The organism is Allobosea sp. GW823-FHT02B03, from assembly GCF_058797755.1.
Genome location: NZ_JBXAJY010000007.1, coordinates 18,886 through 38,756 on the forward strand (window position 1 = coordinate 18,886; position 19,871 = coordinate 38,756).

The 19,871-nt window shown below is 69.1% G+C and carries 20 protein-coding genes; 8 read left to right on the plus strand and 12 right to left on the minus strand.

The features are described from left to right. Positions 1-34: 34 nt before the first annotated feature. The 4 genes from AC1REK_RS22915 to AC1REK_RS22930 all read right to left on the minus strand — a co-directional run bounded on the left by AC1REK_RS22915 (position 35) and on the right by AC1REK_RS22930 (position 5,303). Entirely contained in the window at positions 35-1,966 is a 1,932-nt protein-coding gene (locus AC1REK_RS22915; protein ID WP_492269809.1) for a mechanosensitive ion channel family protein, read from the minus strand. Positions 1,967-2,132: 166 nt separating this feature from the next. Continuing rightward, positions 2,133-3,122 carry a TRAP transporter substrate-binding protein gene (locus AC1REK_RS22920; protein ID WP_492269837.1) on the minus strand — a complete coding sequence of 330 codons (990 nt, stop codon included), beginning with the start codon at positions 3,120-3,122 and terminating at the stop codon, positions 2,133-2,135. Then, positions 3,119-5,047: a TRAP transporter large permease gene (locus AC1REK_RS22925; protein ID WP_492269808.1), complete on the minus strand. Its 1,929-nt coding sequence runs from the start codon at positions 5,045-5,047 to the stop codon at positions 3,119-3,121. Before AC1REK_RS22925 ends, AC1REK_RS22920 begins: the two co-directional genes overlap by 4 nt. Next, on the minus strand, positions 4,989-5,303 hold the full coding sequence (locus AC1REK_RS22930; protein ID WP_316018786.1) for an NIPSNAP family protein: 315 nt from the start codon (positions 5,301-5,303) through the stop codon (positions 4,989-4,991). Before AC1REK_RS22930 ends, AC1REK_RS22925 begins: the two co-directional genes overlap by 59 nt. Before the next feature lie 308 nt (positions 5,304-5,611). Between AC1REK_RS22930 and AC1REK_RS22935 the strand changes: the two genes are divergently transcribed. The 7 genes from AC1REK_RS22935 to AC1REK_RS22965 all read left to right on the plus strand — a co-directional run bounded on the left by AC1REK_RS22935 (position 5,612) and on the right by AC1REK_RS22965 (position 11,635). After that, a complete protein-coding gene (locus AC1REK_RS22935) occupies positions 5,612-5,965 on the plus strand; it encodes a hypothetical protein (RefSeq protein WP_492269807.1) in 354 nt (117 codons plus the stop codon). A gap of 219 nt (positions 5,966-6,184) precedes the next feature. Continuing rightward, positions 6,185-6,706, plus strand: coding sequence for a YcnI family copper-binding membrane protein (locus tag AC1REK_RS22940; RefSeq protein WP_492269806.1), 522 nt, complete (start codon positions 6,185-6,187; stop codon positions 6,704-6,706). 44 nt (positions 6,707-6,750) lie between these two features. Continuing rightward, complete coding sequence (locus AC1REK_RS22945) at positions 6,751-8,346, plus strand: copper resistance CopC/CopD family protein (RefSeq protein ID WP_492269805.1); 1,596 nt, start codon at positions 6,751-6,753, stop codon at positions 8,344-8,346. Between the two features lie 41 nt (positions 8,347-8,387). Then, positions 8,388-8,867, plus strand: coding sequence for a copper chaperone PCu(A)C (locus tag AC1REK_RS22950; protein ID WP_492269804.1), 480 nt, complete (start codon positions 8,388-8,390; stop codon positions 8,865-8,867). A 390-nt stretch (positions 8,868-9,257) separates the two neighbouring features. Further along, positions 9,258-10,322 carry a tonB-system energizer ExbB gene (gene exbB, locus AC1REK_RS22955; RefSeq protein ID WP_492269803.1) on the plus strand — a complete coding sequence of 355 codons (1,065 nt, stop codon included), beginning with the start codon at positions 9,258-9,260 and terminating at the stop codon, positions 10,320-10,322. Between the two features lie 6 nt (positions 10,323-10,328). Next, the gene (gene exbD / locus AC1REK_RS22960) at positions 10,329-10,772 is read left to right on the plus strand and encodes a TonB system transport protein ExbD (RefSeq protein WP_316018791.1); all 444 of its coding nucleotides are present in this window, start codon (positions 10,329-10,331) and stop codon (positions 10,770-10,772) included. Then, positions 10,769-11,635, plus strand: coding sequence for an energy transducer TonB (locus tag AC1REK_RS22965; RefSeq protein ID WP_492269802.1), 867 nt, complete (start codon positions 10,769-10,771; stop codon positions 11,633-11,635). The genes exbD and AC1REK_RS22965 overlap by 4 nt, the downstream gene beginning before the upstream one ends. Positions 11,636-11,819: 184 nt before the next feature. On the opposite strand, the gene AC1REK_RS22970 is transcribed toward AC1REK_RS22965, so the two are convergent. The 3 genes from AC1REK_RS22970 to AC1REK_RS22980 form a co-directional block, all read right to left on the minus strand. Next, positions 11,820-13,118 (minus strand): alpha/beta hydrolase, encoded by a 1,299-nt coding sequence (locus tag AC1REK_RS22970; RefSeq protein WP_327524538.1) that lies wholly within the window; start codon positions 13,116-13,118, stop codon positions 11,820-11,822. A gap of 87 nt (positions 13,119-13,205) precedes the next feature. Continuing rightward, positions 13,206-13,970, minus strand: a complete 765-nt coding sequence (locus tag AC1REK_RS22975) for an SDR family NAD(P)-dependent oxidoreductase (RefSeq protein WP_316018794.1) — start codon at positions 13,968-13,970, stop codon at positions 13,206-13,208. Between the two features lie 103 nt (positions 13,971-14,073). Beyond that, positions 14,074-14,364, minus strand: a complete 291-nt coding sequence (locus AC1REK_RS22980; RefSeq protein ID WP_327524528.1) for a metal-sensing transcriptional repressor — start codon at positions 14,362-14,364, stop codon at positions 14,074-14,076. A 265-nt stretch (positions 14,365-14,629) separates the two neighbouring features. Here AC1REK_RS22980 and AC1REK_RS22985 point away from each other — a divergent pair, with 265 nt between their 5' ends. After that, the gene (locus tag AC1REK_RS22985) at positions 14,630-15,529 is read left to right on the plus strand and encodes a nickel/cobalt efflux transporter (protein ID WP_492269801.1); all 900 of its coding nucleotides are present in this window, start codon (positions 14,630-14,632) and stop codon (positions 15,527-15,529) included. Here AC1REK_RS22985 and AC1REK_RS22990 read toward each other — a convergent pair. The 5 genes from AC1REK_RS22990 to AC1REK_RS23010 form a co-directional block, all read right to left on the minus strand. Further along, complete coding sequence (locus tag AC1REK_RS22990; protein WP_492269800.1) at positions 15,510-16,373, minus strand: GNAT family N-acetyltransferase; 864 nt, start codon at positions 16,371-16,373, stop codon at positions 15,510-15,512. The genes AC1REK_RS22985 and AC1REK_RS22990 overlap by 20 nt on opposite strands. Further along, the gene (locus AC1REK_RS22995) at positions 16,370-16,891 is read right to left on the minus strand and encodes a hypothetical protein (RefSeq protein WP_492269799.1); all 522 of its coding nucleotides are present in this window, start codon (positions 16,889-16,891) and stop codon (positions 16,370-16,372) included. Before AC1REK_RS22995 ends, AC1REK_RS22990 begins: the two co-directional genes overlap by 4 nt. A gap of 12 nt (positions 16,892-16,903) precedes the next feature. Then, a complete protein-coding gene (locus tag AC1REK_RS23000) occupies positions 16,904-17,833 on the minus strand; it encodes a nucleoside hydrolase (protein ID WP_492269798.1) in 930 nt (309 codons plus the stop codon). A gap of 175 nt (positions 17,834-18,008) precedes the next feature. Next, positions 18,009-18,770 carry an ATP-binding cassette domain-containing protein gene (locus AC1REK_RS23005; protein ID WP_492269797.1) on the minus strand — a complete coding sequence of 254 codons (762 nt, stop codon included), beginning with the start codon at positions 18,768-18,770 and terminating at the stop codon, positions 18,009-18,011. Positions 18,771-18,910: 140 nt separating this feature from the next. Further along, positions 18,911-19,852, minus strand: a complete 942-nt coding sequence (locus AC1REK_RS23010; protein WP_492269796.1) for a sugar ABC transporter substrate-binding protein — start codon at positions 19,850-19,852, stop codon at positions 18,911-18,913. Positions 19,853-19,871: the final 19 nt, after the last annotated feature.

Genomic DNA, 19,871 nt, shown 5'->3' on the forward strand with positions numbered 1-19,871 from the left:
CAGAGTGGTCGGAACATCGCGGCCGATGCCATGGTCATGGCGCCGCCGCGGAGGGTTTTGCAGTCAAGGGCACGGCAACGGTGGCGGCATCCGGGGCCGCCGCCGGCATGTCAGCGGGCGGTGCGACCGGCAGCTCGGCGACCGAGACCGAGACAGGCCCCGGACTGCCGGTCATCCGCGACTCCTCGGCGACCTCCTCGATCAGATGCCGCACCAGCGGCGGCACGCGCTCGATCGCCGGCGCCACCATGTCGAAGCCGAAGCCTATGCTGCCGCCGGTATCGTCCTGCGGGTCGACCCGAATGACCGCGATGTCGCCGACGATCGCGGCATGGATCGTCGGCTCGCTGCGCAGCGCCGCGACCGCATTGCGCCTGAAACGGGTCATCCCCGCCTGTCCCGGCAGCGTCGCGAAGGGCACTTCGACCGTCACATGCACCAGCCGGCGGCTATGGTTGGTGACGGTGCCGAGCTCGCCGAGCGGGATGGTGTGGACGCGGCCCGACTGGTCGCGCAGGCGGACGCTGCGTAGATTGATCTGCTCGAGCCGGCCGCAGCGGCCGGCGGCCTCGATGGTCTCCCCCAGCCTGAAGACGTCGTCGAGCATGTAGAAGACGCCGGAGACGATGTCCTTGACCAGCGTCTGCGAGCCGAAGCTGATCGCGAGGCCGACGATGCTGGCGCCGGCGAGCAAGGGCGTGGTGTCGATGCCCAGGGTCGAGAGCGCGACGAGCAGGAACACCACTCCGATCACCCCGATCGCGACGAAGCGCAGGATCGGCAGCACGGTGGTGAGCCGCGCCATCCGGTCGTCGCTCGGATCAGAGCCGGGCCCGGCCTCGCCCGGCGTCAGCTTCGCCTCCGTCCAGACATGGATCACGGCCGACAAGGTGACGGCGAGAACGAGGATGAAGGAGGCGAAGGTCAGGCGGTGCGTGAAGCTGAGCCAGGCCTCCGGCGTGAAGCCGCCGAACACGTCCCGCCACCAGAACTGGATGACGATGCGGACCAGCAGCGCCGCCGCCAGCGCATCGACGACGACGCGGACGACGAAGAACCGGCGCATGATCTCGGGCTTGCGGGAATCGCGGATGCTGACCGCCAGCGCCCGGTCGAGCGCGACCGCCAGCAGCAGGATCACGATCATGCCGACCGCGCCGCGATAAAGGTCGAAATCGAGTTCCATCCAGCCCCAGATCCAGAAGCTGAACAGCAAGAGGACCATGCCGGAGGCGAGCAGGCGCGTCAGCATGGGGAGGCCGTGCCGGCCGAGGTTTCGCAGCAATCGCAGGGCCGCCAGCGCCATGCAGAGCGCCACGACCCAGGATATCAGCCGCAGCGAGGGCAGCGGCAGCCCCATGCGCTGCGCGGCGCCGAGCAGCGCGTTGTGCAGATGGCCGACGGCGAAGATGATGCCGAACTGCCAGACCGCCTTGCGCGCGCCGTGATCGTCGACCGCGACCAGGCGCAGACGCCGCATCGTCGGCTGGAACAGGATGTACAGGAGCGTCAGCAACAGCAGCCAGCGGATCAGCCCGGTGGTCAGATCGCTCGGGAAGGTGCTCGTGCCGGGCTCGATGCCAAGGACGCGAACCAGAAGAAACCTGCCGGTCACGGTCGCCGCGAGCACCACGAGCGCATCGAGCCCGGTGACCCGCGTGATCCCGGCGAAGGCCGAGCGGGCCGCGCCGGCGCGCTGGCGTCGATGCCGGAGCAGGTGCCCGGTCAGCAGGTAGACGGCGAGCACCGCGCCGGCGACGAGCAGTCCCTGGACCAGGATCACCCAGGCGGAGGGCGTGCCCGGCATGATGCGCCAGAGCGCGTCCGGAAGCAGCGGCGCTGCGTCGAGCGCGGCCAGGGCCTCCGCCTCGATGCGCTTGAGCAGCAGCGTCACGCCGTCCAGCGGCGAGGCCATCGCCGAGGCCGGCACCGGCGGTGCAGCCGGAACTGACGGGCCGCTTTGCATGCGGCGCTCCCCATTTTTCGCGCATCCACGCAGCTTGCTGCTGCTTCGGCGAGATCAGCGGGAGGGCCGATGCGCTACCACCCCAACGTCATGGGATAGTCGAAGACGCGGCCGCGATCCAGATTGTCGCAGCCGGTTCCATCGTCGCCGAGACGCGGCGCAGCCCTCAGGCGCTGCCGGCGATCGCCTCTATCTTCTCGATGCCGCCGAGCTTGGGCGCGAACGAGGTCCAGACCTTGCGGGCACCAGCCTCCCAGCCGGCCCGGTCCTCCGGCTGGGCGACCTTGCCGCCCTCGGCCTTCGCCTTGGCCATCGAAGCCTCCTCGTCGGCGACGATGAGCTCGTCGAAATAGGCCGCGCCTTCCGCTGCCGCAGCCGCCAGCGCCGCCTTGTCCTCGGCCGAGAGCGACTTCCAGAAGGGCGCGGAAACGTAGACGACGCCCGTCGCCCAGATATGGCCGGTCTCGATCAGCCAGGGCACGACCTCGTGCAGCTTGAAGCCGACATAGGCCGATTTGGTCAGGTCCATCGCGTCGACGACGCCGCTCTTCAGGGCGTTGTAGGTCTCCGGGATCGGGATCGGGGTCGGGAAGGCGCCGAAGCCCGACCAGAGTTCGGTGTGCAGCGGGCTCTGGATCACCCGGATGCGCTTGCCCTTGATGCCGGCCGGGGTGGTGATCGGCTCCTTGGCGAGGAGATGGCGGGCGCCATAGTTGATGAAGCCGAGGACGACGAAGCCCTGAGCCTCGTACTTCCCCTTGAGCTCGCTGCCGAGCGGGCCGGCGAGCACCCGCTTCAGGTGTCCGCGATCGCGGAACAGGAAGGGCAGATCGAGGATCTGGCCGTCGGGCACCCAGCCCGACAGCGCCGAGATGGTCGAAAGCGAGGCCTGGACCGAGCCGAGCTTGATGCCTTCGGCAACCTCCTTCTCGCCGCCGAGCGCGGCATTGGCGACGATGCGCAGGTCGAAGCGGCCCGGCGCGGTCTTTGCGAGGATCTCGGAAATCCTGCGCCAGATCTTGGTCTCCGGCTTGTCCTCGCCCAGCAGCGAGGCGACCGTGACCGGCCTGCCGGCGGCGAGGCCTGCGCGGGCTGAGAGGATGACGGGCGCTGCGACGAGCCCGGCGGCGATCCGGCGGCGGGTGAAGGACATCAGAACAGCTCCTTGATCGAAGGCGGAAGCGAAGGCCAGGCGGCAGCGCCGAGGCAGAGGACGGCGAGCGCCGCGAGCAGGCTGGCGAGCAGCGGCAGCACCGCCCTGAACACCGCCGCTGCCGGCACGCGGGTGATGCCGCTGACGACATAGACGAGGATGCCGAGCGGCGGCGTCAGCCCGTGGATCATCAGGTTGACGACGAGGATAACGCCGAACTGGATCGGATCGAGGCCGGCAGCGATCGCCACGGGCAGCATCAACGGCGCGAGCAGCAGGATCGCGGCGCCGATGTCGAGGAAGAGCCCGGCGACGAGCAGGACGAGGTTCGCCAGCAGCATCACCGCATAGGGCCCGCCGCCAAATGCGGTGACGAGAGCGGCCATGTGCTCGGAAACCCGGTCGACCGCGAGCAGGAAGGCGAAGGGGGCCGAGGCCCCGATCAGCAGGCCGACCGCCGCCGCCTCGCCGGCCGAGCTGCGCAAGGCCCGGCCGACGCCGGCGAGATCGAGGCTGCGCAAAGCGAGGCAGACGACGAGCGCATAGGCGACGGCCAGAGCCGAGGCCTCCGTCACCGTGACCACGCCGAAGCGGATGCCGACCACGACGACGACGCCGAGCCCGATCGCGGGCAGCGCCCCGACGAAGCTCTTCGCCCGCTCGCCCGCGCTCGCCTTCGGTGCGGTATCGACCACGCCGCGGATGCTCAGATGGATGCCGATCGCCAGCGCCGGCACCAGCACCGCCCCGGCGACGAAGCCGCCGACCAAGAGCGAGCCGACCGAAAGATTGGTCGCCGCCGCCAGGATCAGGAAGGCGATCGAGGGCGGGATGATGTTGTCGAGCATCGAGACGCCGGCGACGATCGCCGCCGCATTGGCCGGCGGATAGCCGCGCGCCACCAAGGCCGGCGCCATCACCTTGGCGCCGAAGGCGGCATTCGCCACCGAGGAACCGGACGCGCCGGAGAACAGCGTGCTGGCGACCAGTGCCGTCTGTGCCAGACCGGCGCGCCAATGGCCGACGAGCGATGCGGCGAAGCGCACCAGCCGCTCGGCGAGGCCGCCGGCCGTGAGGAGCTCGCCGGCGAGCAGGAAGAAGGGGATCGCCAGCAGCAGGAACTTCGAGACGCCGGAGACGGTGTTCTGGACGATCGCCGGCTCGGGCAGCATGCCGCCGAACGGGCCGGACAGCGAGACCCCGGCGAGCAGCGCGAAGGGCAGCGGCGCTCCGATGAGCAGGCCGATTCCGGCCGCAAGCGCCGCAATCAGGCTCGGCGTCGCCAGTGACAGGCCCGTCGTGCTCTGCGCGGCGAGGTAGAGGCCGAGGCCGAGAAGCAGCGAAGCCAAAGCCGCGGCCACCGAGCGGTCGAGCGCGGCGCGCCAGAGCAGGAGCAGCACCGTCAGCCCTCCGCCGGTCGCGAATGCGGCAAAACGCAGGCTCTCGGGCAGGCCGAGCACGGTCGAGGTGCCGCCGACCAGCGCGGCAACGCCGGCACCGCCGATGGCGATCACGAGTGCGCCATGGACGGCGATCGCGTCGGCAAGGATCGCCGCCAGGCGTTGTCCGCCTCCCGGCAGCAGCCGGACCAGCACGTCGAGCCGCATCGACAGGGCGCTGGTCGCCGCCAGAGGCATGCCGAGCGCGACGAGAGCGACATTGAGCCAGATCGCCAGCTCGTCCGACCAGATCAGCCCCGCGCCGAAGAGATAGCGGCGCAGGACGGCCAGCATCACGATGGCGAAGAGCAAACCGAGCACGGCCGCACCCAGCCATCCCAGCACAGCCGAGACGCAGGCGAGCCCGCGCTCGCCCGGTCGGCGGAGCGCAGGCGGATCAGGTGTTCGGGCTGCGGCGAGGCTCACAGCGTCAGCGCAGCGGCGAAAAATCTGTCGGCCGCAGGATGCGGCTGCGCATCTCCAGCACATAGGGCGCGGCCTTGGCGCGGAATTCCTGCCAGCGCGGATCGGCCTCCATCGCCGCGCGCCGGCGCTCGCGGTCGCCGGCATCCTCGAAGCGCCACATGTGAACGACCTCGTTGACGACGCCGCTATCGGTGGTGAACCAGCCGATCAGCTGGCCGAGATGCGAGATTTGCAGCGCCATCCCCTCCTTCACATAGAGGTCGAGATAGTCGCGGACATGGGCCGGCTTGATGGCATAGGTGCGTTCGTCGAGGATCATGATCCAACCTGTTCCTGGCCGCAGCGCGACGCGCCGCAGCCTTTTCCAACGCCCGTGCCGGGCAGGCGACCGCCGATCCGGTCCGGGCCGAAGGCCGGCGCGGACAATCGCGGCGGGGTCCGGGCCGGTCAATAGAAACAGCCACCTTAAAGAGCCGTCATCTTGGGAGGAATTTCCCCGGAGGGTCCGGCAGCGCCCTGCGGCAACGCGCCCGTCGCAGCGAAATTGACGCGCCGCACCGCCATGCTATCGAAGGAGCAGGAGAGCAGATCTTGTCCGCAGTGCGCCGCAAAGCAGGATGGAGCCGGTTGGCCGCGATCGCCGCCGCCTATCTGCTCGTGCTGCAGGCGGTGTTCGGCGGCCTCGCTTCCGGCGCGCATGCGGCCGGCATGAGCCTCGACCGCTCGCTGGGGATGACGCTCTGCGCTCCCGGCGAGATGCCGCCCGGCGATGACGGCGCCGCGGCCCATGAGATGCCGAGCTGCTGCATGCTCGGCTGCTTCCTCTCCGGCTCCGGCGCGCCAGCCACGGCCGCCGGCTTCAGCCCGGTCGTCCATCGCCCAGTCGACCTGATCGCCTTCCAGCTCAGGCGCGACCTGCCGCATGGCTTTGCCGCCGGGCGCTCGCCGGCCAATCCGCGCGCGCCACCCGCCGCCATCTGAGCCGCCCGCGCAAGGCGCGCCGGCAGCTCCCCGCCGTTCCACGTCAGGCCGCCCCGCCTTCGCAAGGCCGGCGACCGCGCGGCGTGCAAGGGCGATCCTCTTCGCAATCAGCGCCTTCGTTGCTCCCGCTCAACGTGACCGGTCCGCGCGCAGGCTCATCTTCAGGGCCACCATGCCCATCCGGGCCCTCGCGGCCAAGGAAGTCAAAGGCTTCAGACCATGTCGAAATCCGCATTCCTCGCGGCGGCGCTCGCCGCCCTCGCCGCCTCCCCTGCCCTGGCCCATGTCACGCTGGAGACCCAGCAGGCAGCCATCGGCTCGACCTACAAGGCCGTGCTGCGCATACCCCATGGCTGCAAGGGCGCTCCGACGATCAAGGTCCGCGTCCGCGTGCCGGAAGGCATGATCGCGGTCAAACCGATGCCCAAGGCCGGCTGGGCGCTGGACACGGTGAAAGGCAAATACGGCAAGACCTACGATTATTACGGCACGCCGACCGCCGAGGGCGTCACCGAGGTGGTCTGGAGCGGCGGCAAGCTGCTCGACGAGCATTACGACGAGTTCGTGCTGCGCGGCTATCTCACCGCCGACCTCAAGCCGGAGACGACGCTGCACGTGCCGGTCGTCCAGGAATGTGAGGGCGGCAGCGTCGAGCGCTGGATCGAGATCCCGGCCGAGGGCAAGAGCGCGGACGACTACAAGTTCCCCGCTCCCGGCCTCAAGCTCGTCCCGAAAAAGTGAGGCGAAGGCGGCCGGGCCTCGTGCCCGGCCGCCCGTTCCAGGCCATGATCCGGCGTCTCATCCTTCTTCTCGTTCTGCTCTGCGCCTGCGCCGCGGCGACGCTGCGGTCCGGGCCCGCGCTCGCCCATGCCGCGCTGGTCACGGCGATACCGGCAGACGGCGCCGTGATGGCGCGCGCACCGGAGCAGTTCATACTGAGCTTCAGCGAGCCGGTATCTCCACTGGTGCTGCGCCTGATCAGCCCGGACGGTGCGACCACGACGCTCGAACGCTTCACGCTCCGGGACCGGACGCTGACGATCGAAGCGCCGACCGAACTGGCGCAGGGCAGCCATGTCCTGAGCTGGCGCGTCGTCTCCGAGGACGGGCACCCGGTCGGGGGCTCGGTGGTGTTTTCCGTCGGAGCGCCGGGCGCAAAGCCGCCGGCGGTCGCCCCGCAACGGGACATTGCCGTCACCCTGGCGCTCTGGTTGGGACGCGTCGGGCTCTATCTCGGCCTCGTTCTCGGGATTGGCGGTATCGCTTTCCCGGCCTGGGTCGGGCCTTTGCCCGCGGGCGGCCGCAAGCCGCTGCGCATGATCCTGGTGCTCGGCCTCGTCGCCGTGCCGTTCGCATTGGCCGCACAGGGGCTCGACGCGCTGGCTGCCCCCGCTTCCGATGCGCTGCGTCCGGAGATCTGGCGGGCCGCGATCGGCAGCAGTTTTGGCCGTACAGCCGCGATCGCGACCGTGGCCCTGCTGGCTGGGCTCATCTCGCTTTCACTGGCTGGCGGTGCCGGACGTGCGCTCGCATTCGTCGCCCTGCTCGGCACCGGGCTGGCGCTGGCGGCGAGCGGCCATGCCAGCGCCGCGTCGCCGCAATGGCTGATGCGTCCCGCCGTCTTCCTGCACGGGATCAGCATGACGGCCTGGGTAGGAGCCCTGCTGCCGCTTGCATTGGCGATGCGCGAGGCCAACGGCGCTGCGGCGCTGACGCGGTTCTCGCGCCGTGTCCCGCTTTTCCTGATCGCCTTGCTGGCGAGCGGCATCGCCCTCGCCATCGTCCAGGTCGAGACGCCCGCCGCGCTGCTGAGCAGCGCCTATGGCCTTGTCCTCACCGTCAAGCTCGTGCTGGTCGCCGCCCTGCTCGGGCTCGCGGCCTTCAACCGCTACCGGCTGACCGCGCCGGCGAGCCGGGACGTCGAACCGGCGAGGCTCCGGCTGCGGCGCGTGATCGGCGTCGAGATCGCGGTGGTGCTGGCGATCCTCGCCACCGCCGCGCTCTGGCGCTTCACGCCGCCTCCCCGGACATTGGCGGTCGCCCTCGCCGCCGCAGCGCCGGCCTCGGTGCATATCCACAGCGAGAAGGCGATGGCCGAGATCAGCGTCACGCCGGGGCGGACAGGCCCGGCCAGCGTCTCGATCGCGCTGCTCGACGGCAATTTCGGCCCGCTCGCTGCCAAGGAGGTGCGCCTTTCCGTCGCCAATCGCACCGCCGGGATCGAGGCGGTCGAGCGGCCGGCAGCCCGCCAGCCCGATGGCAGCTGGCTGGTGGACGGGCTGACCGTGCCCGTAGCCGGGCGCTGGAGCGTCGAGCTCGAAATCCTGGTGTCGGATTTCGAGATGATCCGCCTGAGCGACACCATCGAGATCAAGCCTTGATTCCCGTTCAACCTACCCAACCTGGCCGAAGGAGCCTCAAGATGAACGCACTCATTCGCATGTCCGCCGCCCTCGCCTTCTCGTTCGCGGGCTTTTCGGCATTCGCCAATGACTACACGGCCGGGCCGCTCAAGCTCGAGCAACCCTGGACGCGGGCGACGCCGGCCGGCGCCAAGATCGCCGGCGGTTATCTCGCAGTGACCAACACCGGCAGCACCCCGGACCGCCTGCTCGGCGGCACCAGCGAGGTTTCCGGCAAGGTCGAGATCCATGAGATGGCGATGAAGGAAGGCGTCATGACCATGCGCGGCCTGCCCGAGGGGCTGGAGATCAAGCCGGGCGCGAAGACCGAGCTCAAGCCCGGCAGCTACCATCTGATGCTGATGGATCTGAAGCGCCAGCTCAAGGAAGGCGAGAGCATCAAGGCGACCCTCAATTTCGAGAAGGCCGGACCGGTCGCGGTCGAGTTCTCGGTCCAGTCGGTCGGCGCCCGCGCCCCGGCAGCGGGCCACAAGCACTGACCGCACCAGGTCGGCAGAGCGAGAGCATCGGAGCCGTCGGGCGGACACGATGTCGCCCGGCGGCTCTTCGCGCCGAGCTGGAATCATGCGCTGGTGCCGCGAGATCTTCCCGGCGCCTCGAAGCCAGAATCCGCAGATGCTTGGGCGCAACGCCCTAATTGCGCGAACGCCTGCGAAGACAAGGTGCGCACGCATTACTTTAGAACACATGTAAACTATTGTATTTGCTAACTTATCTCGCTTGAGCTAACTGCTCCCTACGGTCGCGCCGGCAGCATTCTGCCCGGATGCACGCCCCCGCGGCCGCAAGACGGCAAGGCGCTCGCGCAACCGTCGTTCATCCAGCGCTCCCGCCAAGAGGTGCGCGGCCCAGGCTACGGAACCAATTTGATGCGGCGTTTGATCGGCCTTGCCCTGCTCGCTATGAGCCTCGTTGCCCTCCCGGGGGCGCTCTCGACCGGCATCGCGCAGACCGTTCAACCCCAGGCAACGCCCGTTCAGGCCGCTCCCTCCCAAGCTGCTCCGGCCCTGCCCAGCGAGACGCAAACTCAGCCTGCGCCGTCAGTACACGGCGCGCCGGTGGCAGAAACACCTCAGTCGGTGCCCCATGGCACGATCGGCGGCCCGTCCACCCCTTCCGCGATGACGCCGCTTTCGCCGCCTGCCGTCCCCGCTTCGCCCCCGGCCGTGCAGGCGACCTTGCCGCACGACCTCTCGCCCTGGGGCATGTTCATGGCCGCCGACATCGTCGTGAAGGCGGTGATGGTAGGCCTCGCCTTCGCCTCGCTGGTGACCTGGACGATCTGGCTCGCCAAGGCCGTTGAGCTCGCCGCCGCCAAGGCCCGCGCCCAGCGCGCGACGCGGCGGCTGGAGCAGGCTGCGAGCCTCGACGAAGCGGCTCAGGCCATCGCCGGCCGCAAGGGCCAGGCGCAAGGTCCGGTGGCGTTCCTGGTCGCCGCAGCGCAGAGCGAGCGCGAGCGCTCCACCGATCTCGGCGAGGACGGCGTCAAGGAACGCGTCGCCATCTCGCTGTCGCGGATCGAGGCCCGGGCCGGGCGCAGCATGGCGCGCGGCACCGGCCTGCTGGCGACGATCGGCTCGACGGCGCCCTTCGTCGGCCTGTTCGGCACGGTCTGGGGCATCATGAACTCGTTCATCGGCATCAGCCAGGCGAAGACCACCAATCTCGCCGTCGTAGCCCCCGGCATTGCAGAGGCGCTGCTGGCGACCGCGATCGGCCTCGTCGCGGCGATCCCGGCAGTGATCATCTACAACGTCTTCTCGCGCTCGATCGCCGGCTACCGGGCGACGCTCTCCGACGCTTCCGGCGAAGTGCTGCGCCATCTCTCGCGCGATCTCGAGCGGACGCGCCGCGCCGTCGCCCTGCAGACGCGCGCCGGGCTGCATGCGGTTCCGGCACAGGCCGCGGCGATGCCGCGCGCCCGGGTGGAGTAAGCGACGATGGCGGTTTCGCTCAAGGAGCCACAGGACGGCGATCTCGGCGAGGTCAGCGAGATCAACGTCACGCCGTTCATCGACGTGATCCTGGTGCTGCTGATCATCTTCATGGTGGCGGCGCCGCTCTCGACGGTCGACGTCGCGGTCGACCTGCCGGTCTCGAACGCGCAACCGCAGCCCCGCCCCGACAAGCCGATCTTCCTGACCGTCAAGCAGGACCTTTCGCTGGCGCTGGGCAACGACACCGTGGCACGCGAGCAATTGCAGGCGACGCTCGACCGCCAGACCGGCAGTGATCGCGAGCAGCGGGTCTTCCTGCGCGCCGACGGCGCGGTAGCCTATCGCGAGCTGATGGAAGTGATGAACAGCCTGCGCCAAGCCGGCTATCTCAAGATCGCGCTGGTCGGGCTCGAGGATACCGGCCAGGCGGGAGCCGCCAAGCCGTGATCGCGATCGCACCCCAAAGGCGCAGCCTCGCCGCCCTGCGCTGGGCGACGGCGGCACTGGCCGTCGCCTCTGTTCATGGCGGCATGGCCTGGGTCGCCCTCAACTGGCGTCCGACCGAGGCCGCGGCCGGCGCTCCCGAACCCGCGATCATGATCGAGCTCGCTGCCGTCTCCGTCGCGCCCGAGGCGCCGCAGGAGGAGCTTCCGGTCGCGCCCGAAAGGGTCGAGCAAGAGCAGCCGCCGGAGCCGGTCAAGGAGACCCCGCCGGAGCCGCCGCCACCCGAGCCCGAACCGGAGCCCGAGCCGACCCCGGTCGAGCAGCCCGAGATCAAGCTGCCGGACCTGCCCTCGATCCCGCAGCTCGATGCCGTGCTGCTGCCGCCGCCGCCCGATCTGAAACTGCCGGAGAAGAAGCCGCCGCCGAAGAAGGTCGTCGAGAAGAAGGAGAAGCCGAAGCCCAAGGTTGTGCGCCGGCCGGTCGAGCCCGATCGCCCAAAGGCGCGCGAGGCGGCCGCCCCCGAGGCCTCGACCCCGCGGGCCTCTGCTCCCTCCGCCGCGGCGCAGGGCACGGCATCGCAACCATCGGTCTCGAACGCCTCCTGGCGGGGCATGCTGATCGCCCATCTCAACCGCTACAAGCGCTTCCCCGGCGGCGCCAATCCCGGAACTGTCCAGGTCGCCTTTTCGATCGACCGGGGCGGGCGTGTCTTATCCTCGCGCGTCGTCGGCTCGTCGGGCAATGCGGCGCTCGACGAGGAGGCCGCCGCGATGATCCGGCGCGCCAGCCCGGTCCCGGCGCCTCCGGCCGGCGTCGGCGGTGGCGGCACGATCTCGCTGTCGGTACCGGTGCGCTTCAACCGCTGATGATGCGGGGGCCGCCGGCTCGGCCCATCGCCGCGACCAGAGGATCGCCATGCCGTGCGGCAAAAGCACCGGCTTGGCGCTCCCCTCGTTCATCGCGTGACTCTGATGGCCGAGAAGCGGCTTTCACTTTGTCCAGCCATCGTCGGAGCCGACGTCGAGCCCTTCGCCCGGCGGAGCCCGGCCCCTATCTGGGCTGGCTGACGCGCTCCAATGGCGAGGTCACGGCGTGCCCGGCCGTCTCGCCGGCATCCTGGATGTTGCGTCCGAGCTCCTCGACCTTGTCGCCGAAATTATTGCGCGTATGCGGGTCGATGACGGCGATCGGCGCCGAGACGACGAGGCCGGCGGCCGTGCCGACCGCTGCAGCGGCCGTGCCGGTCGCCTGGATCAGCCGGTCGCCGATGCCGACGCGCGAATCGGTGATCGGCTGGCCGGAAACCAGGCGCGTGCCGATCAGCTTCACGACCTCGGGGCTCTCGGCGAACTTGCCGTGGTTCAGGCTGTCGCCGCTCTTCAGCTTGGTGAGATTGAGGACGGTGATCTTGTCCGCCTCCATCTCGCTCTTATAGGGCTCGACATCCGGGTCGATCGCGCCGAGGCGGGCGGTCGAGCCCCAGACGCGGCGGGAGACGGCAAGCGCCCGGTCGTCCTGCGAGACGAACAGGGTGAACTTCGGGCGGCGCCCTTCCATCTCCTTGACCTGGGTCCGGAAGACGTCGACGTCGACGTCCGGCGACGCCAGCATGACGTTGGCGATCTTCGCGGGAATGCCGCGATTGCGGATCGCCATCAGCGTCAGCGCCTCGAGCGTGACCCAGTTGCCCATGGAATGGGCGAGGATCGAGACCTCCCCGACCGCCGGGTCGCGGGCGAGCGCCTGCAGCAGGTTCTCGAGGGCGTGGCGGGAGTAATTCGTGCTCTCGCGATCATAGCCATAGGCGAAGATCGAACCGCGCGAGGGCCAGGTGAACAACACCGGCACGACCTCGGCGCCGGAATCATGGACGATCTGGGCGAAGCGATAGACCGCATCCTCGAAACGGTTGTTGAAACCGTGGATGAAGACCATGACGCGGCGCTTCGGCACCTTTGAAGCCGCCGTATGCAGGCGTGCCAGCGCGGCGGTCCGGTCGAGCTTGTCGACCTTCAGTGTGACGAAGTCGGTCGCCGGATTGCCGGGCAGCCGCTGTGGCCACTGCACCTCGCCGACGGCGCGCTTGCCGTCCGGCGGCAGCGAAACGGTAATCTCGGCGAAGGCGCTCTTGCCGCGCTCGCCCGAGAACAGGACGCCCTCATCGGCATCGGGCGCCCGCGTCGTCGCGACCAGCATCGTGACCTTGCTGGCACCCGGCACCGTCGCTTCGACGGGCCCGAGCACGCCCTTGACGTCGCCGGCGCAGCCGGCGAGCAGGCCGGCCAGCAGGAGCGCCGCCGGCGCGACAGGACGTCGATGCCGGACCGAGGCCGGATTGCTGCTCAACACTGTCACCGGCCACCCCGAACCACCCCAACGGCCCGACCATTGTCGGCGTCGACGGGCGCGTCAAGCTCCGCGTCGACGCCTTGCCGGCTACACCATGAACTGGCCGCCATTGACCTCGAGGGTCTGGCCGGTGATGTAGCCGCTCATCGACGGGCTGGCGAAGAACAGGAATGTCCCGACATTCTCCTGCGGCGTGCCGACGCGCCCCATCGGAATGGTCTGGCGCATCGCCTCGATCTGCGCGGGCGTCGAATAGCGCTCATGGAACGGCGTCATGATCACGCCCGGCGAGACCGCGTTGACGCGGATTCCGAAGGGCAGGAACTCCTTGGCCATGCCGCGGGTCAGGTTGAGCACGAAGGCCTTCGAGCTGGCATAAAGCGAGGAGCCTGGGCCGCCGCCATTGCGCGCCGCGACCGAGCTCAGATTGATGACGCTGGAATGGCCGGACTGCTTGAGATGCGGCAGCGCAGCCTTCGACGCCATCACGACCGAGCGGACATTGAGGTCGACGACGCTGTCGAAGAAGGCATCGTCGACCTCGCCGATCGGGGTGCGCTTGACCAGCGCGCCGGCATTGTTGACGAGGACGTCGAGACCGCCGAGCTTTTCGGCCGCCTTGCCGACCAGATCCTCGGTCGCGGCGCTGTCGGAGACGTCAGCCTTGAGCGCATGGGCCTCACCGCCCGCCGCGCGAATCTCGGCGACGACCGCATTGGCCTCCGCCTCGCTCGACTTGTAGTGGACGATGACGCGCATGCCATGGGCCGCATAGGCCTTGGCGACGGCCGCGCCGATGCCGGTGCTGGAGCCGGTGATCAGGGCGCGCATGCCCTTCAGATCGTCAAGCATAATTCCTCCGTTTTGGATTAAATCGTTTCAATCGCGATCATGCGCGAGCGGGCGCAGGATCGCCACCGCCATGCGGGCAACCCGGCCATTCGCTGGGACCGGTTCAAAGGAACTTGGTCATCGCCTTGAACTCGGCGAGGAGTTCGCGCGAACCGTCCGGGATGTGGCCGGCAGCCTCCTCCAGGCAGTGGTCGATATGCTCCTGGATCAGGATCTTGCGAGCATTTGCGATCGCGCCCTCGACCGCCTGCAATTGCTGCGCGATGTCGAGGCAGGAGCGAACATTGACGACCATCTCGATGGTCGAACGCAGATGTCCCTCCGCCCGCTTCAGCCTGGTGATGACCTCCGGGTGCCTGTGATGATGGATCCGGGCGTGAACGTCGTCCTGCATCTTGCTCCTATCCTCCCCGGGAGGTTATAGACCGTCCACGTTGCTCGTGCATGTCGATCCTGCGCAAGCCTGCTCTCAGCTCCCAGCGAGCCGAGCAGGATTCGCACCAGACGGGCGGCGGCCCGATCGGGCAGGCGCCGGCGCGAGACCGGGCGCATCCCCGAGGATCGGGCAGGCAAGGACGAGGCGGGCGCCCCCGACCAGCGCCGGCAGAGCCGGACGGTACGGCAGCGCGCGCCCCGCCCCCAATCCGGGACGCCGTTTCGTGCCTGGTTTCACCGAACTGCTCGCACAGGGTGCGGGCCATGCCTGGCTGTTCATTCCGAGTGCGATCCTGCTCGGCGCCCTGCATGGGCTCGAACCCGGCCATTCGAAGACGATGATGGCGGCCTTTATCGTCGCCGTCCGTGGCTCCGTGCTGCAGGCCGTCCTGCTCGGCCTCGCCGCGACGCTCTCGCATACGCTGGTGGTCTGGGCGGTGGCCCTGACCGGCCTCTACCTCGCGCGCGACCTCGACGCGGAGGCGACGGAGCCCTGGTTCCAACTCGCCTCCGGTCTGATCATCATCGCGATCGCGCTCTGGATGATCTGGCGGACCAGGTCGGAGCAAGCCGCGCTACACACGGCCTCTCATGGCCGCACACATGGTCATCATCATTCGCACGGGCATTCCCATGGGCAATCTCATGGAAACGGCCACTCTCATCCCCATGACCAGACCCATCGCCGAGACGACGAGCCGATGGACGCCCATCAGCGCGCCCATGCCGAAGACATCCGGCAGCGTTTCGCCGGCCGGCCCGTGACGAACTGGCAGATCGCGCTGTTCGGGCTGACCGGCGGCCTGATCCCCTGCCCGGCCGCGATCACCGTGCTGCTGATCTGCATGCAGCTGCGCGAGATCACGCTCGGCGCCGTGCTGGTGCTGTGCTTCTCGATCGGCCTCGCGCTGACGCTGGTCTCGGTCGGTGTCGCCGCCTCGCTCAGCCTGCGAGTAGTCGAGAAACGGTCGAACTGGCTGTCGACCATCGCGGCACGGGCGCCGTATGTCTCGGGCCTGCTGATCGTGCTCGTCGGCTTGTACACCCTGTATCACGGCTGGAGCGGCCTGCAGGCGAAGGCGCCGGTCGCTGCCGTCCTGCTGGTCAGCCCAGCGCCTGGTTGACCAGCGCGAAGAGCCTGGCCGGGCCGGGGGGTGCCGGCCGCTCGCCGCACAACATCACCAGGCCGGTATCGACCTCCGGCAGGCCCAGCTCCGTCAGCCAGCTACCGAGGCCCGTCGGCGCGGGCACGTCGACGCGGATGAACTCGCCTGGCCGGGCCGCCAGGCCATGAGCGATCAGCCAGCGCGCGTCCCGCTCGTCGACGGCAGCGACGGGGCCGACCAGCCAGCCGAGCCCGTGACGGCGCAGGACGGAGTAGCCCGCAGCGACGCCGTCCCGTTCCAGGACGTACGCCTCGCCGCGACCGAGCAGAGCTGAGAGAACCGGGGCGCGCGGGAGACCGGTCGCGGCTTCGTCGAGCGCGGCCAAAACGGGAAGGTCGGCCGCCGTCGCAAGGCGCAGAGTCTCGCCCGGACCCAGGGGCGGAACCCCGACAGCGGGCGCCGCTCCCTGATGCTGCAGCACCGTCCCGACCGGCTCGAAGCCATATTTCGCATAGAGCGGCCGGCCCTGCTCGGTCGCGATCAGGCCGCGCGAACGGCCTCCGGTGGCATCGAGCAGCCCCTGCATCAGCAGCTTGCCGAGGCCGGCGCCCTGGCGCTCGGGCGCGACGATGATGCTGCCGAGCGAGGCGTGGCCGGAGCCGAACGTCCACCACATCGCGGTGCCGACGAGCCCGCCTTCGACGATAGCGGCGAGCCCCTGGCCGAGGCCTAGCACCAGCGCCCAGTCCTCGCGCCGATGCGCCCAGCCGACCTGTTGCGACAGGCTATGGCAGGCGTCGAGATCATCCGGCGTCAGTGCGCGCAGATGGGCCGCGCCGACGGCGTTAGGCAAGGCGTTCACCGGCAGAAATCGGCGCAGCCGGCCGCCCAGAACGGCGCGCCTTCCGTCAATGGCGGAACCGAAGGACGAGGCTTGGCGCCGGGCAGATCGGCCGGGACCGGCACGACCAGCTCCCACCAGCGATGGGCGCATTGCGAGCGGAAGGCCATCTGGTCGCTGATCGAAGTGCCTTCGCGCGCGAGCGCGGCGTCGAGCGCCTCGCAGCTCTGGCGCAACGCGGCGTCATGGGCGTCGCTCGGATCATTGGCATAGTCGTGGAAGGCTTCGGTGAAGGCCTCCATCTCGCGGGCGATATGCGGCCATTCCGCGCGACCGAGATTCCAGGCGTCCATCCATTCGCGCACGACGGTTTCGACAGCCTCGGCCTTCGGCTTGGCGGCGACCTTGCGGGCCGTCGTCAGCATGTGCCGCATCAATTCGGCACGGGCGTGGATGTGACGCGCGGCAAGGGCGGCCTTCTGCATGGAGGCGACAACCTGGGCAGCCTCCTGCTGCAGATCCTCGACGAAATGGGACATGATCTTCTCCGGTCAGGGCAGGGTCGCGAGGCGGGCGAACATCCGCTCGAACAGCGCCTCGGCCTGGACAGTCGCGACGACATGGGCGTTGGGCTCGCGCTTCAGGCGGCCGTTCCAGTCGATGGTGGTACGCCCGCGCAAGGGGCCGTCGGCGGTCTCGACCTCGACATGGCAGTCGCGGCCGGAGAACAGTTCGGGCCAGAGCAGAAAGGCGATGACGCAGGGGTCGTGCATGGGGTGGCCGACCGTGCCGAGCCCACCCGGGCGAGGCCGGGTCAGCATGCCGTGAACGGTGCGGCCGGCCGCGTTGCCGTGCTCGAGCAGGCGTGCGACCTGTTCGTGCGCCGCGATCGCCTGCAGGGTGACGCCGAGGCCCATCATCACGATCGGCCGACCGCAGCCGAAGACGATCGCGGCCGCATGCGGGTCGACATGGATGTTGAACTCGGCCGCCGGGGTGACGTTGCCGAGCGCCAGTGCCCCGCCCATCAAGACGATGCGCCTCACTTTCGGCAGCACATCCGGAGCCAGCCGGAAGGCGAGCGCGAGATTGGTCAGCGGCCCGAGCGGGCAGAGCGTGACACCGTCGTCAGCCGCGGCGCGCAGGATCGCGATCAGCGCCTCGACGGCGTGACCGGGCGCAGCCTCGCCGCGCGGCGGCGGCAGGTCGGCGCCGGCGAGCCCGTCCGGACCGCAGACGAACTCCGCCGTCGACAATGGGAAGACCAGCGGCACGTCCGCGCCGCGATGGACGGGCACGTCCTCGCGCCCGCCAAGCTCGCGGATGCGCAGCGCATTGGCGGTGGTCTGCGCCACCGGGACATTGCCGGCAACGGTGGTGATCGCCCTGAGATCGAGCTCGGCGGCGCTGGCGAAGGCGAGCAGCAGCGCGACGGCATCGTCCTGGCCGGGATCGGTGTCGATGATGATGGTTTCAGTCACGGCAGCCTCGCCTTGCCAATTCGGGATGCTCCTTCCCGCCCTCATCCTGAGGAGCGATCGCAGATCGCGTCTCGAAGGATGCACCAGACGGCACGGGAGCCTTCTGGACCATCCTTCGAGACGCCGCTACGCGGCTCCTCAGGATGAGGGCTCGGGAAGGCATGGCCGTCATGCTTCACGCCGCCCGGGCGTTGCCGGCCATGATCATGTGGCTGAGATCGTCGGCGGTGAGGTCGCCGAGCGGCTGGTCGACGTATTTTCGGCCGGCGCCCATGATCACCACCCGGTCGGCGAGCGCGACCACGTCGCGCATGTTGTGGCTGATCAGCAGCACCGTCCTGCCGTCCGCCTTGAGTTTGCGGATCAGGTCGAGGACGAGCGCCGTCTCCTTGACGCCGAGCGCCGCCGTCGGCTCGTCCATGATGATGATCTCGGCCTTCCAGCGCAGGGCACGAGAGATCGCCACCGCCTGACGCTGGCCGCCGGAGAGGCGCTCGACCGGCCGGTCCATGTCCTCGACCGTGACCGAGAGCTGCTTGAGGAAGCCGCGCGCCTCCTGCGCCATCCTCTTCTTGTCGAGCACACGCAGGAAGGGCAGCAGCACGGGCTTCGTCAGCTCCGAGCCCATGAAGACGTTCTGGGCGATGGAGAGACGCGGCGCGAGTGCGAGGTCCTGGTAGATCGTCGCGACGCCATGGCTCAGCGCATCATGCGGCGAGGCGAAGACGACCTCCTTGCCGCGCATGAAGATCGTGCCCGCCGTCGCCTCCTCGGCGCCGGAGATCACCTTGATCAGGCTCGACTTGCCGGCGCCGTTGTCGCCGCAGATCGCCACGACCTCGCCGGGATGGATGTCGAGATCGACCTCGCGCACCGCCACGACCGGGCCGTAGCTCTTGCCGATGCCGCGCAGGGACAGGAGGGGGGTGGCGGTCATGGCAGATGGCTCCGGGGTTCACTCCCCGTCATGCTCGCCCTTGTGGCGAGCATCCACGTCTTGAACGGCACGATCGCGTGTCGAAGACGTGGATGGTCGGGACAAGCCCGACCATGACGACGAAAAGCTCGTTGCGAGCTCTACTTCAGGAACTGCTGGACGTTGTTCTTGTCGACCAGCACGGCGTCGGTGAAAAGGTAGGGGCCGGAGGTGATGGTCTCCTTCGGCTTCTTGTCGACGACGATGGTCTGGACCGCGTCGACCGCCTGCTTGCCCATCTCCTCGAAGGGGATCGATACGGTCGCCATGAAGGTCGAGGCCGGGTCGGCGATGCGGGCATAGGTCTCCTTGCCGCCATCGACCGAGACCAGCGGGATCTGGCCCTTCTTGACGCCCTGCGCCTGCAAGAGGTCGTCGATGATGTAGGCCTGGCCGTCGAACGAAGCCCAGATGCCGTTGATCTTGCCCTGGTTCTGCAGGAGCAGCGCCTGCATGCCGGCGCGGACATCGTCGCGCCAGCTCTGGGTGCGGGCCATCGAGAACTTGCCGAGTTCCTTCACCGCCTGGTTCTCGGAGAGCGCGGCGTCGAGCAGCTTGCCGCGGATGCGCGAGGCGACGTTGAGGTCGAAGCGGGCCGAGACGATGTTGCCCTGGTAGCCGAGCTGGCCGAGCAGATAGAGCGCAGCCTCGGCGCCGACCTTGTACTCGTTGGTCTGGATGTCGAAGAGCGCATGCGGGCTCGCGCCAGACTGCACGGTGATGACCGGGATCTTGGCGTCCTTGGCCGCCTTGAACTGGGCGTCGGCCTCGACCGGCTTGCCCATGGCGATGATGATCGCGTCGACCTTCTTGGCGATCAGCGCGTCGAACTGCTCGGCATGCTTGGGCAGCGCGCCTTCCGAGTTGAGCAGGGTGACGTTCCAGCCCTTGGCCTTGGCCGCGGCCGCCGCCGCGTTGGCGACGCGGGCATGGGTCTCCGAGGAGAACTGGAAACCGATTACGCCGAGCTCGAAAGCCTGCGCGCCCTGTCCGAACCCGACCGCGGCAACCGCAGCCAGCACGATTTTCCTGATACCGACCATGATGAGCTCTCCCCGTAGC